The following is a 14316-nucleotide window of genomic DNA, read 5'->3' on the forward strand; positions in this document are numbered from 1 at the left end:
GCCCAAAAGCCCCCCCGCCACCGGGGTCGGCCCCCCAGGGTTCCCCCCGCCCTACCCCCCGGAACCCACCGCCCCCCCCCCCGCCACCACCGCGACGACCAGCCCGAACCCGCCCACCGCCGAGCACCCGAACCCGACCTGCACGATCCGCCCCGGTGACACCCTCTCGACGATCGCCCGCCGGCGCCTCGGCGACCCGGACCGCTGGCCCACCATCTTCCGACTCAACCGTGGCACCACGTTCCCCGAGGTCGGTGGCCGCCTCACCGACCCCGACGTGATCTACCCGGGCTGGAAACTCCGCCTGCCGACCACGGCCACCACCCCCGCATCCGGTCACTGCACCGGCAAGACCGCCCCCGCCCGCCATCAGCCGGCACCGACTCGCCGACCGCATCCGGGCGCCGGCGCCACGACACCGCCCGCCCCCTCACCGCAGGCGACACCACCGACCGATGGCCACTCCGGGAAGGCGATCACCTTCAGCGCCGCCGGGCTGACGATCGCCGGTTTCGTGTACGCAGGGGGTCTGCTGTGGCGTCGACGCCACGACAACCGCCCCGCCGTGCACGCCACTGCCACCAGCCCGGCACCTCACCCCGTCGGTGCGCTCACACTGTTGCGGCGCTCTGGTCGTACCGAAAAAGTCGCCCTGCCCGACCCGCAACCGGCCGCAAGCGAACCGCCCACCCCGGACAACCCGGTCACCGCGCTGGTCGGACCCGGCGCTCCCGACGCCGCCCGAGCCGCCCTCGTCGCCGTGCTCACCGGCAGCACCGGCCACGCCGTCTCCCCCGCGGCGACCGTGACCGACCTGCTCGGCGACACCCCGGCCGGGCCCGCGCTCGCCGTCACCCCCGACTTCGCGCACGCGCTCGCCACCGTCGACGAGGAGATCATCCGGCGCAGCCGGCTCACCGACGACCTCGACGACGGCGCCACCCTGGACGCGCCGGGCCTGCTGCTGCTCGCCGAGGTGCCGGAGTCGGCCTGGCACACCCGGCTGGCCGGTACCGCCCGGCTCGGCGCGCCGTTGGGCATCGACGTCACCCTGCTCGGTGACTGGCCGTCCGGCACCACCCTGACCGTGACCGAGGACGGCACCACCGAGCGCGGCGCCCTGGCCGTGCTCGACCCGCAAGCAGCCGCCACGATCCTCGCCGGCGTGGCTGACACCTCAGGCCAGCCGGTCACGGCCGGGCGAGTCAACGCCCGCGTGCTCGGCCGGCCCGCCATCCTCGGCCGCGACGGCACACCGGTCCGCGGGCTGCGCAGCAAGGCGCTCGAACTGTTCGTCTACCTGGTGCTCAACCGCGACGGTGCCGCTCTCGGCGACATCATGGAAGCGTTGTGGCCCGACGTCACCCTGCAACGCGCCACCGACCGGCTCTCCACCAGCGTCGCCAACCTGCGCACCGTCATCCGCGCCATCATCCGGGCCGGCACGACCACTGACACCGGCCGTCTCGAGCCGGTCGTCAACACCGGCGGCCGCTACCACCTCAACGCCGACCTGATCGACGTCGACTGGTGGCAGATCCTCGACACCCACAAGGCCATCTCCGTGGCCGTCGACGACGAGGCCCGGCTGCACCAGCTGCGCGAGGTGATCGCCGTCGCCGCGGGCCGGTCGCTGGCCGAGGACGCCGGATACGACTGGATCGGCACCGATCGTGAACATGCCCGCCGGCTGCTGATCCGCATCCATCTCCAGGCCGCCCGCCTGCTCACCGACGCGGACCCCCAGGTCAGCCACACCTGGTACGAGGCCGCCAGCGACTACGACCCGAGCAACGACGATCTCGCCCGTCAGGCCCTGCACGCCGCTGCCCGCCTCGACGACATCACCGCGATCCACCACCGGTGCGAACGCCTGCGCCGCGCGCTCGCCGACGCCGGGCTGCCCATGCACCCCGACACCGAACGGTTCGCCGCCGACCTGCTGCGCGAAACGCCCGCCACCCACCGCTGACGACGCCGGCGACCGGCGACCCTCACCATCGAGACGGCGGCGTCGCCCTGCGCTCTCCACGTTCGACACCTCCCGTTCAACTCCCGTTTTGGGGAAATTCACAGGGGGCGCCGAGGTTCTCTTGACCTGCGACCGGTCAGCTACTCATCGATGGAGACACCGGGTGACGATCAAGCCGGGCACGCACTGCGCGCGCCGGGCAGGCTGCATTCCTTCAATCGGTACGAGATCAAGTACCTGTTGCCCAGTGACCGGATCCCCCGGCTGCGCGCCGAGCTGACCGCCCGGATGACGCCGGACAGTCACGGCGTCAACGGCGGCTACGGGGTGTGGAGCGTCTACTACGACACCCCGGACCTGCGGTTCTACTGGGAGAAGATCGAGGGCCTCAAGTTCCGGCGCAAACTGCGCATCCGGCACTACGGTGACCGTTTCGCCGTGGGTGACGACACCGAGGTGCACGTCGAGATCAAACAGCGGGTGAACCGGGTGACCCAGAAGCGCCGGGTGGCGGTGCCCTACCGGCTGGCCCGGGAGCTCTGCGACGGCCGGGTGATGATCGAGCACGGGCCGGCCCAGCGCGCGTTCCTCGAGGAGGTCCTCGAGCTGGTGTCGCTGCTGGACCTGCGGGCGGTCGCGATGACCGGCTACCAGCGCGAGGCGTACGTCGGGCAGGACGCCGACCTGGGCCTGCGGGTCACCATGGACCACCGGGTCCGCGGCCGGGACCGGGACTTCCCGTTCGACGCCGGCGCCGAGAACCGGCTGATCGTGCCGGCCCGGATGTCAGTGATCGAGTTCAAGGCCAACGAGCGGGTCCCGTACTGGCTGACCGATCTGGCCGCGCGCCTGGACATGTCGGTGGTCCGGGTCTCCAAGTACTGCCAGGCGGTCGAGGCGTTCGGCCGCGCCCCGCGCTCGATCTTCCACATCCCCGCCACGAGCGAAGACGTCCCCACCACGGGGGAAGACGTCCCCGCCACGGTGGGAGACATCCCCGCCACGACGCAAGACGTCCCGTCCGCTGAGGACATTTTCGCCACCACGGAAGACAAAGAGGTCTGATCCCCATGCCCTTCGACGTCCAGGATCTCTCCGGCACGTTCAGCGTCGGCGACATCGCCATCGCGCTGAGCCTGTCGTTCCTGCTCAGCGCCATGATCGCGTGGATCTACCGGTTCACCCACCGCAACGTGTCCTACAGCCAGTCGTACGTGCAGACCCTGGTCATCCTGGGCATGCTGATCTCGCTGATCATGCTGGTCGTCGGTTCCAACATCGCCCGCGCGTTCGCCCTGGTCGGCGCGCTCTCGGTGGTCCGGTTCCGCAACGCGATCAAGGAGACCCGCGACGTCGGCTTCATCTTCCTGGTGATGGGCGTCGGGATGGCCACCGGCACCCGCTTCTACAGCCTGGCGATCGTCGCGGCCATCGTGATCAGCCTGGTCATCGTGGTGATGTTCCGGTTCAACTGGTTCGCCAACAACGTGCAGCGCCAGGTGGTCAAGGTCCAGGTTCCGCCGGACGGCAACTACACCGAGCACATCCAGGACGTGCTGATCGCGCACACCAGCGAGTTCGAGCTGGTCAGCATGGAGTCGATCCGGGGCGGGGCGTTGACCGAGCTGATGTACACGATCCGGTTGAAGAAGGGCCAGGAACCGGGGCGGCTGATCGCCGCCCTCGGCGAACGCACCGGAGGGCAGCGGGTCACGGTCCTCACCGGGTACGACCAGACGGATCTGTGATGCTCCCCCGCAGACTGGCGCACCGGATCCCGGTCCGGGTCCGGCACTACTGGAAACTGCTCGCCACCTGCGTGGCCGTGCTGCTGGCGCTGGTGGTCACGTTCAGCACGGTCCGGGTCGCGCCGCTGGTGACGAGTGCCAGTGACGAGAGCGGCGACCGGGTCAGCGTGGACATCGCCGGCACCACCGACCTGTTCGACGCGACGAAGGCGCACAGCCTGCGGTTGACCTTCCGTGACAAGGACTACCAGGAGCTGCTGGACGCGTACCGGACCGACGGCGCGAAGGAGTATCTGGAGGCCGACCTGGTCGTCGACGGGGTGAGCCTGCCCAGCGTCGGCCTGCGGTTGAAGGGCAACTCGACGCTGCGGAGCATCGCCGGTGGCGCAGGCGGCCGCGGCGGAGGCTTCGGCGGCGGCTCATCGATCAACACCGCCGAGCCGGAGACCATGCCGTGGCTGATCCGTTTCGACCAGTACGTCGACGGCCGTCGCTATCAGGGACACCGGGAGATCGCGGTCCGGGTCGGCGGGATGGGCGGCGGCGCGGCCGTGCCCAACGAGGCGGTGGCGTTGACCGTGCTGGCCGCCGCGGGTGAGACGACCCAGCGCTACGCGTACAGCAGCTTGTCGGTCAACGGCAGCCCGGCCGTGGCCCGGTTGATCGTCGAGCACCCGGACGAGAACTTCGCGACCTCGATCGGCTCGGGTGTGCTCTACAAGGCGCTCGCGTCCAGCCAGTTCACCGATCAGGGCGACGACCCGACCGCGTACGCCGACGACTTCAAGCAGATCAACCTGAAGGGCAGCCAGGACCTGCAGCCGGTGATCGACCTGGTCAGGTGGGTGAACACCAGCAGCGACGCCGACTTCGACGCGCACCTGGCCGATCACCTGGACGTGGCGTCGTTCGCCCGCTACGCCGCGACGCAGAACCTCCTGCTCAACTTCGACGACATGGCTGGTCCGGGCCGCAATTACTACCTTTGGTACAACCTGAGCAGCCGCCGATTCCGTGTCGTGGGCTGGGACTACAACCTGACGTTCTCCGGCGACGCGAGCCAGGACCCGCACGAGACGGTCAGCATGGGCGGTTTCGGACGTGGCGGTGGCGGTCAACCGGGTGGCGGCCAGCCCGGCGCGGGTCAGCCCGACGGTGGCCAGGCCGGTTTCCCCGGCGGCTTCCCGGGCGGCGGGCAGCTCCCGGACGGCCTGCAGCCACCCGGCGGCGGGCCGAACGGCGGTGCGCCCGACGGCGGCGGGATGCGCGGCGGGGGTGGCTTCGGCGGGCACAAGCTCAAGGAGCGTTTCCTGGCCAGCAGCGCCTACCGGCCGGCCTATGACCAGGCCTACCGCGAGCTGTACCAGAAGATCTACGGCAACGGCGCGGCGCTGAGCGCTGTCGACGGGCTCGCCAGGGTGCTGGGCACGATCGACGGCACCGACGCCAAGACCGAAGCTGATCAGTTGCGCGCGACGATCCGGCAGCGCACGGAAGCGTTGGCCGCCAGCGCAGTGATCGCCGGTTCGTGACCTGTTTCGTACCAAAAATGCTTGATGCGAACCGGCAACCGAACAGCGACCCGGAGGCCACCGGCCTGCGATCAAAGGCGCCCGCAGGGCGACGAAGTGAAGGGTGAACCTGGCAGCGAGTCAGGCGCCGCACGTCGAAGGGTATTCCTTGCGCAATCTCCTCCGTAGCTTCGCCCTGGCCGCCTTCATCGCCCCGGCCGCCGCCGGTCTGCTGATGAGCGCGTCCCCGGCAGAGGCCGCGCCGGCGAAGGCCAAGGCCGCCGAGCAGACCCTGCAGGCCGACATCATCCGGCTGACCAACGTGCAGCGCACCGCGCACGGCTGTGCCGCGCTGACCGTCAACGACCAGCTCACCGACGCCGCCCGCGGGCACAGCGCGTGGATGGGCAAGACCGGCGATTTCTCGCACACCGGGCGGGGCGGCTCGAACTTCGTGGCCCGCGCCAAGGCCGCCGGGTACGCCAAGCCGTCCGCGGAGAACATCGCGTGGGGTTACCGCAGCGCGGACGAGGTCGTCGGCGGCTGGATGCGCAGCCCGGGTCACCGTCAGAACATCCTCAACTGCAAGTCGACGACGGTCGGCGTGGGCGCGGTCTACTCGGCCGGCGGCACCCCGTACTACACCCAGGACTTCGGTTACTGATCACTTCCGGACGTCGGTCCCCGTCACTCGTCGAGTGGCGGGGACCTTCGCCGTGTCGTGCCGTGCCGTGCCGTGCCGTGCCGTGCCGTGCCGTGTCAGAAGAACGGCACCGGGGTGACCACCGGTTCGCGGTCGTCGACGTCGTAGGTCAAGCCGGAGATCACCTCGACCACCCCGGCGACCTGCCGGGACAGCCGCTCCACGAGTTCGGCCGAGGAGTACCGCCCGACCCGCCCGGACAACCGCACCACCCCGTCGGTGACGGTGACCGTCACGCTCGCGGTGTCGTCGACCAGGAACGCCCGCAGCACACCGGTCTCGACGTCGGTCTGAATGTCCAGATCCGGTCGCAGGTACGTCTTGAGCAGGTCACCGCGGGACACGATCCCGACCAGCCGCCCGAGGTCGTCGACGACCGGCAGCCGCTTCACCTTCTCCACGTCCATCCGCCGGGCCGCCGCCGCGATCGGCGTGCTGGCCAGCGCCACCACCGGCGGGCCGCTCATCAGGCCGGTCGCGGTCCGGGCCGTCGCCTTGGCCCGCTCGCCGCGCCGGCGGCCGCGCTCGAAGATCCGCGGCGCCTCGTCCCCGGCGTACTCGATCTTGCGGAGCAGGTCGGTCTCGGAGATCACCCCGATCACCCGGTGACCGGTGTCGACCACCGGGACAGCGCTGAAACGCCGCTCGACGAGCAGGTCGACCACGTCACGGTAGGAGGTCTGCTCACTCACGGACACGACCGCCTTCGTCATGACGTCACCCACGGTCCAGGTCCTCATCGCCATTCCTCCTTCGGCTCTGCCCCAAGCCTTCTCCCGGCGCGGCCCGGCACACAGGGCCACAGGTCCCGCCCGTACCGGACCGGCCGGCTCTGCCCGCGCGCATCGAGATGGATGACGATCGGGATATGCGAAATCCCGCGATCGTCGTCGCCACCGACGGCGCCGAATCGGGCACCACCGCCGTCCGCTGGGCGGCCGGCGAGGCCCGGCGACGCCAGCAACCGCTCCGTGTCGTCCACGTCCTGGACTGGGACTGGACCACCGCCCGCTACGACTTCGGCGGCGGCACCTTCGAGACCGCCCGCCGGCTCGCCGAGACCGTCGTGGCGGTCGCCGGCCGGGAGGCCCGCGAGGCCGCACCCGGCGTCGAGGTCACCACCGACGTCCTGATCGGCAACCCCACCGCCCAGCTGCTGGCCGATTCCGGTCACACCGAGCTGCTGGTGCTGGGCACCCGCGGCAAGGGCGGTTTCGCCGGGCTGCGGATCGGCTCGGTCAGCCAGCGGATCGCGACCCACGCCCGCTGCCCGGTCGCGGTGATCCGCTCGCAGGAGCCCGGGGCGGAGCGCGGCCCGGTGGTCGCCGGGGTCGACGACTCCCCCGGCGCGGACGCCGTGCTGGAGGCCGCGTTCACCGCCGCGCACGACCGGCACACCGCGCTCACCGTGATCCAGTGCCGGCCGCGGGCCACCCCGGAACTGCAGGACACCGCCCGCGCCGACCTGATGGCGCACGTCGCGCCGTGGCGGGAGAAGTTCCCGGACGTCCCGGTCGGGGTGCTGCTCTCCCCGGACGGCGCGGCCGCGACGTTGGTCGCCGCCTCGCGCGACGCCGGCCTGGTGGTGGTCGGCAGCCGCGGCGCCGGCCTGATCGCCGGCACGCTGCTCGGCGGGACCAGCCTCCAGCTGCTGCAACACGCCGAGAGTCCGATCCTGATCGTCCGGAGGCCGTGATGCGCGCCCTGGTGCTCTACGAGTCGATGTTCGGCAACAGCGCGATCGTCGCCCGCCTGATCGCCGACGGCCTGGCCACCGGATGCGAGGTCACTGTCGCCGACATCCGCGAGATGGTCACGGATCCCGGAACCGGAACCACCGCCTCGGTCACGAAGACCGGAACCGGAACCACGGCCCCGGTCGCGGGTGGGACCGGGGCGCCGGGCGGGTTGACGCCCGCACTGACCGATGTCGACCTGCTGGTCCTCGGCGGCCCCACGCACGCGTTCTCGATGAGCCGCCCGGCCACCCGGGCCGACGCGGCGCGGCAGGGCCCGATCCGCGACGGCGCCCAGACCGCCGGGATCCGCGACTTCCTGGACCGGATGCCGCAGCTGGCCGGGGTGCGGGTGGCCGCTTTCGACACCCGCGCGGACACCCGGTTGCCGACCGGGTCCGCGGGCCGCAAGGCGATGCGCCGGCTGCGCGGACTCGGCGGCCGGCAGGTCCTGGAACCGGCCAGCTTCCGGGTCGAGTCGGCGCAGGGCCCGCTGGCTCCCGGCGAGGAGGCGCGGGCGCGGCAGTGGGGCGAGACGCTGGCCCTTTCGGTACGTCATCAAAGCCCCGCAACCGCCCCTCCCGCGGGCTAGCGGCAGCACCCTGACGGTCGTCGCAACCCCTGAGCCGTTCAGGAGTTACCACGCTCAGGGGTAGACGGTCAGCGCGGGCGCGACGGCGATGCTGACGAGCTGCTGCTCGGTGAGCCCGCCGCGGGCCAGCGCCGACACCATCGTCCCGTCGGCGTGCAGTGCGACCACGTCCACGGTGCCGGTCGAGGTGCGGATCAGCACCGGCTGGCCGTCGTGCTGCTCGACCCGGCAGGTCACCTTGAGGCACCGGCTCGCCCGCCAGGCGTCGAAGCCGGCCGCGGTCGTCTCGGACCCGCGTACCCGCACCTCGAGGTCGCCGCCGGCGACCCGGAACGCGGTGAAGTAGCCGTGCCCCCCGACGAGCTTTGCGATCTCGGCCGGCAGCGGTGGCGTGATCGTGGCGTCCGGGAGCTGGCCGGTCAGGACCGTGGTCAGCGCGTCGCCGAGACGACCGGCCCCGGCCAGGCACGACTCGGTGACCGCCCGCAGCGGCGGTTTACCGGTGAGCAGGCCGTCATCCAGCTGCGTGCTGATACCGCAGGACGGCGGCTCCTCCGAGGCGACCGCCGGTGGGGGCGCCGCGCTGGGCGCATCGGCGTGTCTGGCCGGTTGCTGCGCCACCACGATGCCGCCGACCAGCGCTGCGGCGAGGGCGGTGCCGGCGACGGCGTAGCGGCGGCGGGTGCGCCGGCGTTCGCCGGTCATCAGCTGGTCGAGGTCGATGCTGGTGGGCGGCGGGTTGTCGGTGGCGGCCAGCATGGCCTGGGTCAGATCCACAGCGGGTCTCCCTCGTTGAGGCCGGCCCGCAGCGACTCCAGCGCCCGGGCGGCGTGACTTTTGACGGTGCCCTCGCTGCAGCCGAGCGCCTGCGCGGTCTCCTCGACGGACAGGTCGCAGAAGTAGCGCAGGACGAGCACGGCGCGGCGGCGCGGGGGCAGCCGGGAGAGGAGGGAGAGCAGGTCGAGGCGCTGGTCGGTGTCCGCGCCGTCGGCCGGGCGGTCCGGCAGGCGGTCGGTGAAGGACTCGCGGCGCCACGGGCGGCGGCGTTCGTCGAGCCAGGCCGTCATCAGCATGCGCCGGGTATACGCGTCGAGATGCTCCATCTCCGACACGCGCTTCCAGTGCCGCAGCAGCTTGACCAGCACGGTCGACGTCAGATCATCGGCCAGATGCCAGTCGCCGCACAGCAGATACGCGGTGCGGCGCAGGCGCTCCAGGCTGGCCGTGACGTATTCGCGGTAGGCCTGCTCGGTGGTCATCCGTACTCCCTCCCCGTTCCGGGTTCACAGGGTGAACGGAGACCGCACCGCGCCAGGTTGCCTACCGGATCGTGAATTTTCCGCCCGGCGGCGAGGGCGATGCCGCTGCGGAGCCGGTGCGGTGCCGCTCACCGCCGAACGGGCCACCGGCCACGAGCCCATCCACGCACTCGGTGCGTGATGAGTCCGCGCTGAGCACCCCAACACCGGTACCGCCGCAGCCACCGGCAGAGCAGATCATCGAAGGCATCCGGATCTGTTTGATATGCAGGTGATCGTGAGGCTCTTCCTCTCCATGAACTTCTCGCCCCGCTTAGTGGTCCGAGCCGGAAGCCCATCGGGGGTTGACGAGTGACGGGGCCGGTCAGGGTTTGGGGGTGATGGTGCCGATGTGGATGTCGCAGACGAAGTCGAAGGCTTCTTCGGTGCTGCCGCTGAACCAGACCTGGCTTTCGTAGCTGTTGCTGCTGGCCACGTAGATCGCGGTGCCCCAGCGGTGTGCGGATCCGCCGTAGCGCAGCCGCATCAATGGCATCTGGTCCCCGTCGGTCAGTTCACCGGTGACGTACGCGAACTGGCCGCGGTAACGAACGTCTACCGCGGTCAGCTGCGGCCACTTCAGCTTCGCGTGCTCACGCAGCCGCTGCGCCAGAGAAATCTTGGTGGACTCGGGAATCGCGGGCATGGATCACATCCTGCCCTGCGGCGTGTCGATATCCGCGGCGGCACATGACACCGTGCGCTACTGGCGCGGACGAAGGCCTGCCCGGCCTGGCCGACCGGCAGACCACCGCGGTTCACACCCGTGCAAGTCGCCGAGGTCAAAGCGATGGCCTGCCAGCTGCCCGCCGAACTCGCGGTTCCCTTGTCGCGGTGGAGCTGCCCGGACCTGGCGCACGAGGCCATCGCCCGCGGCCTCGTGCCGGCAATCCCCGCGTCCACGATCCGACGGATCCTCGCCGCCGACACCATCAAGCCCTGGCAGCACCAGTCCTGGATCTTCATCCTCGACCCGGACTTCGCCACCAAAGCCAGCCGGGTACTCGACCTCTACGCCCGCACCTACGACGGCGAACCGCTCGGCGTCGACGAATACGTCGTCTCCAGCGACGAGAAACCAGCATCCAGGCCCGCTGCCGCTGCCACCCCACCCTGGCACCCGGCGTCGCCCGCATGATGCGGGTCAACCACGAATACCAGCGCGGCGGCGCCTTGGCCTACCTGGCCGCCTACGACGTCCACCAGGCCCGCGTCTTCTCCCACTGCTCGGCCAAGACCGGGATCATCCCGTTCATGACCCTGGTCGAGAAGGTCATGACCCAAGAACCCTACGCATCGGCCAAGCGGGTGTTCTGGGTCGTCGACAACGGCTCCTCGCACCGCGGCCAAGCCGCGATCGGCCGCCTCACGAAACGGTTCCCGAACGCCGTCATGGTCCACACCCCGACCCACGCCTCCTGCCTGAACCAAGTGGAGATCTTCTTCTCGATCGTCCAACGCAAGGTCGTCACACCCAACGACTTCACCAGCCTTGAACAGGTCGAAGACCGACTCACCGCCTTCGAGCAGCACTACAACGCGACCGCCCGGCCCTTCAGATGGAAGTTCACCCCGGCCGACCTCGAGGACCTCATGGCCCGGATCGAGCGACACGAACAGAAAGAGCAGAACCTCCAACAACCTCCCGGCTGCGACCACCAGCCTGCCGGACTGGCCCACGCCGCATAACCCCCGAAGAACTTACGGAGTGGACCACTTAGCAAACAACTGAAGTCCCAACGACGGACCAGGTTGAGACGCCAGGAAGTCCGCCTAAGTTGTAAAATATGGATGGAACGATGTAGATGCGTAGCCGACCCAGTCAGTGTAGTGGCTAATTTGGTTAATGAGCCGCGCTAAGGCGTACCCCTGCATTCCCTCACCAAGTTCGGAAACGTGGAAGGAATTCGCCTCAATCCTGTCTCCAAGATGCGTCGTGGAGGCCTCGATATGATAGGAGATGGTGTAACGCCTATTAACTATTGCACAGATCCTACTTCTGGCGTGAGCATCGATACCTTTATCGTCTACATACGCCTGCAGATGCCCTAAACAAGTATTCGCCTGAGCTCCGTCGTAACCGAACATCCAAAGTGTGGGATGCCGTTGAGTGTATGCAGCAAAGGGGTCATTTCGGAGCGTCGGGAAGGTCAAGACGTCGGGCGACGGCGCGGGAATGGAGAGCAGTCCGTCCAGTGAGTCAAATATCGCCGCCTTGTCCAGATCAGATTTAACACTGATGGCCGCAGCCACTGCCTCGGTCATCACGAACGGACGATCGTTCGCTTCGAACCTTAAGCCCAGATCGTTCGTTACTAGAACATCAATCTGCGCCGACTCTTCCCCTAAATGGGAGACAACCGTGCCACCGAGTTGTGCGTTAAGCCGAGTTGGGAGATGGAGGTTGAGAAACTCGACAAGCGGCTGCTCGCGATTGTGACCTATCGTGAGTTTATGGCTTGAGTGCCCCGCGATACCGCCCTTGGCGGCTAGAAGGTCCGCGGCCGAATTGAGATAAGAATTGACTCGATTCACGCGATCATTATAGTGCGCGAAGGCATCTAGTGCGTCGTGATTCTGTTGTCTTACGTAATGTTGGTGTGGTTGGCTGTCCCGGTGGAGTTGACGGCCGACGAGCGCGCTGAGTTGCGTGCGCTGACCACGAGTTCGGAAGTGTCGGCGGCGATCGGGACGCGGGCGCGGATCGTGTTGTGGCATGCCGAGGGCAGGATGAAGAAGGACATCGCCGTCCTGGCGGGGGTGTCGCGGCCGACGGTGGATCTGTGGCTGGGCCGGTATGCCACTGACGGTGCGGCGGGTCTGCTGGCGGCGAAGCCTGGCGGGCCTCGTGAGCAGGTCAGCGCGGATGTCCGGTCGCGGGTCCTGGCGCTGACCCGCACGACACCGCCGCAAGAGACCGGGTTGTCGCACTGGTCGACCCGGACGATGGCCGACTACATCACCCGCACCACCGGCGCGGGCGTCTCGCATCATTGGGTGGCGAACCTGTGGCGTGAGCACGGCCTCAAGCCGCAGAAGCAGGGCACCTTCAAACTCAGTAAAGACCCCGCGTTCGCGGACAAGGTCGCCGACATCGTCGGGCTGTATCTGGACCCGCCCGGCGGAGCGGTTGTGCTCAGCCTCGACGAGAAAACCCAGATCCAGGCCCTGGACCGCACCCAGCCCTTGCTACCGATCGAGTTCGACAAGTCCGAGCAGCGCACCCACTACTACGTGCGGCACGGCACCACCAACCTGTTCGCCGCGCTCAACGTGACGACCGGCGAAGTGATCGGTGACTGCGTGCCGTCACGTAACGGGCCCGCGTTCCTGGCCTTCCTGAAGAAGGCCGTCGCCCCGCACGCCGGCCGCGAAATCCATGTAGTGCTGGACAACCTGTCCACCCACACCACCCCGGACGTCAAAGCCTGGCTGGCCGCGAACCCGAACGTCCACTTCCACTTCACCCCGACCGGATCCAGCTGGCTGAACCAGATCGAGACCTGGTTCGGGATCATCACCCGCCAAGCCATCCGCCGAGGCACCTTCGCCTCCGTGCAGATCCTCGTGCGGACCATCCGCGCCTACATCGCCTCCTGGAACACCGACCCGCGACCGTTCCAGTGGACCGCGACCACGAACGAGATCCTCGCCAAGGTCCGGCTTACCCAACGCAACATCAAGAAACTCGTCGCGAACAACACCAAGCAAATCGATCAGCATCACGATGCACTAGCAGGCGTCCCGGCTCAACTCATCGAGTACGCCACTGGCTTAGTGGCCTTCACACGGATTGCCTCGGCCCGCGCGGGCCGAGGCAATCGAGTGTTTGACTAAGTGGCGCCTACCAGTTAAGAGCTCCTAACGCGATCTTCATCCAGTCCATTTGATCAAGCGGCGCCAGCAGATCATGGTGCAGGCGAGGTTGACGAGACTGTCGTGGATTTCGAGCCGGCGTTCCCAGCGGACTGCGATCCGACGGAACTGGTGCAGTAGCGCGAAGGTCTGCTCAACGACGTAGCGCAGCTTGCCCAGGCCCTTGATGTTGGGCGTTTTCGGTTTGGCGATGATCGGTTCGGTGCCGCGCTCGCGGCAGGCCTGGCGGAAGGCTTCGCTGCTGTAACCCTTGTCGGCCAGCAAAACCTCGAAGCGTCGGCGGGGCAGGCCCGGCCGGCCGGCTATCGGCGGGTAGCAGTCGAGCAGATCAAGCGCGCGGCTGATGTCAGGCACGTTCGCGCCGTTGGTCAGCACATAGATCGGGGTGCCGTTACCGTCGCAGATCAGATGGTGCTTCGAGCCGGATTTACCGCGGTTGACCGGCGACGGACCTGTCCCGGCGCCCCTTTTTGCGTCGATGTGACTACCGTCCATCGCCGCTCTCGACCAGTCGATCCGGTTCGCCTCGTTCAGCTTCGCGAGCAGTATCTGGTGCAGCTGGTCGAAGACTCCCGCCTCGGTCCAGCGCTCGAGACACCGCCAGCAGATCATCCCGGAGCCGAAGCCGAGTTCCTGCGGTAGATCTTCCCAACCGATCCCGGTGTGCAGCACAAACAGGATGCCCTGCAGACAAGCCCGGTCCGGAATCGGCTTCGGCCCCGGCGCCTTCAACGGCCACGGTGGCAGCACCGGCTCGATCAACGCCCACAAATCGTCATCAACATCCCACGGCCTGGCCATGACCAGCGACGAGACGGATCTTCACGTCGTAACGCTGATCAACATCGATTCAGCAGATCGTGTTAGGAGCTCTTAGCGT

General features: G+C 68.6%; 16 protein-coding genes. 10 read left to right on the forward strand and 6 right to left on the reverse strand.

Annotation, left to right across the window (positions count from 1 at the left end):
• From ADL15_RS50275 to ADL15_RS50295, 5 genes are all read left to right on the forward strand, one after another.
• Window positions 1-1972 (forward strand): LysM peptidoglycan-binding domain-containing protein (locus tag ADL15_RS50275; RefSeq protein WP_157442111.1); only part of this gene is annotated, 1972 nt, incomplete at its 5' end.
• A gap of 150 nt (window positions 1973-2122) precedes the next feature.
• On the forward strand, window positions 2123-3037 hold the full coding sequence (locus tag ADL15_RS50280) for a polyphosphate polymerase domain-containing protein (protein ID WP_083972689.1): 915 nt from the start codon (window positions 2123-2125) through the stop codon (window positions 3035-3037).
• Window positions 3038-3042: 5 nt separating this feature from the next.
• Window positions 3043-3720 (forward strand): DUF4956 domain-containing protein, encoded by a 678-nt coding sequence (locus tag ADL15_RS50285; RefSeq protein ID WP_067708518.1) that lies wholly within the window; start codon window positions 3043-3045, stop codon window positions 3718-3720.
• Window positions 3720-5252, forward strand: a complete 1533-nt coding sequence (locus ADL15_RS50290; RefSeq protein ID WP_067708521.1) for a CotH kinase family protein — start codon at window positions 3720-3722, stop codon at window positions 5250-5252. The genes ADL15_RS50285 and ADL15_RS50290 overlap by 1 nt, the downstream gene beginning before the upstream one ends.
• Window positions 5253-5400: 148 nt before the next feature.
• Complete coding sequence (locus ADL15_RS50295; protein WP_067708523.1) at window positions 5401-5895, forward strand: CAP domain-containing protein; 495 nt, start codon at window positions 5401-5403, stop codon at window positions 5893-5895.
• 95 nt (window positions 5896-5990) lie between these two features.
• On the opposite strand, the gene ADL15_RS50300 is transcribed toward ADL15_RS50295, so the two are convergent.
• The gene (locus ADL15_RS50300) at window positions 5991-6674 is read right to left on the reverse strand and encodes a CBS domain-containing protein (protein WP_067708609.1); all 684 of its coding nucleotides are present in this window, start codon (window positions 6672-6674) and stop codon (window positions 5991-5993) included.
• Window positions 6675-6802: 128 nt separating this feature from the next.
• On the opposite strand from ADL15_RS50300, the gene ADL15_RS50305 reads away from it, so the two are divergent.
• Window positions 6803-7630 (forward strand): universal stress protein, encoded by an 828-nt coding sequence (locus tag ADL15_RS50305; RefSeq protein ID WP_067708526.1) that lies wholly within the window; start codon window positions 6803-6805, stop codon window positions 7628-7630.
• The gene (locus ADL15_RS50310) at window positions 7630-8262 is read left to right on the forward strand and encodes a flavodoxin family protein (protein WP_067708529.1); all 633 of its coding nucleotides are present in this window, start codon (window positions 7630-7632) and stop codon (window positions 8260-8262) included. The genes ADL15_RS50305 and ADL15_RS50310 overlap by 1 nt, the downstream gene beginning before the upstream one ends.
• Before the next feature lie 54 nt (window positions 8263-8316).
• Here the strand turns inward: ADL15_RS50310 and ADL15_RS50315 are convergent, their stop codons facing one another.
• From ADL15_RS50315 to ADL15_RS50325, 3 genes are all read right to left on the reverse strand, one after another.
• Window positions 8317-9039, reverse strand: a complete 723-nt coding sequence (locus ADL15_RS50315) for a hypothetical protein (RefSeq protein WP_067708532.1) — start codon at window positions 9037-9039, stop codon at window positions 8317-8319.
• Window positions 9030-9521, reverse strand: coding sequence for a SigE family RNA polymerase sigma factor (locus tag ADL15_RS50320; protein WP_067708535.1), 492 nt, complete (start codon window positions 9519-9521; stop codon window positions 9030-9032). The genes ADL15_RS50315 and ADL15_RS50320 overlap by 10 nt, the downstream gene beginning before the upstream one ends.
• Window positions 9522-9885: 364 nt before the next feature.
• Complete coding sequence (locus ADL15_RS50325; RefSeq protein WP_067708538.1) at window positions 9886-10206, reverse strand: hypothetical protein; 321 nt, start codon at window positions 10204-10206, stop codon at window positions 9886-9888.
• Window positions 10207-10266: 60 nt separating this feature from the next.
• Between ADL15_RS50325 and ADL15_RS54855 the strand changes: the two genes are divergently transcribed.
• Together ADL15_RS54855 and ADL15_RS54860 are read left to right on the forward strand one after the other, a co-directional pair.
• Window positions 10267-10698, forward strand: a complete 432-nt coding sequence (locus ADL15_RS54855) for a helix-turn-helix domain-containing protein (RefSeq protein ID WP_269748456.1) — start codon at window positions 10267-10269, stop codon at window positions 10696-10698.
• A complete protein-coding gene (locus ADL15_RS54860) occupies window positions 10695-11249 on the forward strand; it encodes a transposase (protein ID WP_198171368.1) in 555 nt (184 codons plus the stop codon). The genes ADL15_RS54855 and ADL15_RS54860 overlap by 4 nt, the downstream gene beginning before the upstream one ends.
• Window positions 11250-11333: 84 nt before the next feature.
• Here ADL15_RS54860 and ADL15_RS53850 read toward each other — a convergent pair whose 3' ends face one another.
• Window positions 11334-12095 carry a DUF6602 domain-containing protein gene (locus ADL15_RS53850; protein ID WP_157442112.1) on the reverse strand — a complete coding sequence of 254 codons (762 nt, stop codon included), beginning with the start codon at window positions 12093-12095 and terminating at the stop codon, window positions 11334-11336.
• A gap of 81 nt (window positions 12096-12176) precedes the next feature.
• Here ADL15_RS53850 and ADL15_RS50340 point away from each other — a divergent pair, with 81 nt between their 5' ends.
• Window positions 12177-13397, forward strand: coding sequence for an IS630 family transposase (locus tag ADL15_RS50340; RefSeq protein WP_232345134.1), 1221 nt, complete (start codon window positions 12177-12179; stop codon window positions 13395-13397).
• 36 nt (window positions 13398-13433) lie between these two features.
• On the opposite strand, the gene ADL15_RS50345 is transcribed toward ADL15_RS50340, so the two are convergent.
• A complete protein-coding gene (locus tag ADL15_RS50345; protein ID WP_067708548.1) occupies window positions 13434-14237 on the reverse strand; it encodes an IS5 family transposase in 804 nt (267 codons plus the stop codon).
• Window positions 14238-14316: the final 79 nt, after the last annotated feature.

This window comes from Actinoplanes awajinensis subsp. mycoplanecinus (assembly GCF_001509495.1).
GTDB classification, from domain to species: Bacteria; Actinomycetota; Actinomycetes; order Mycobacteriales; family Micromonosporaceae; genus Actinoplanes; species Actinoplanes palleronii.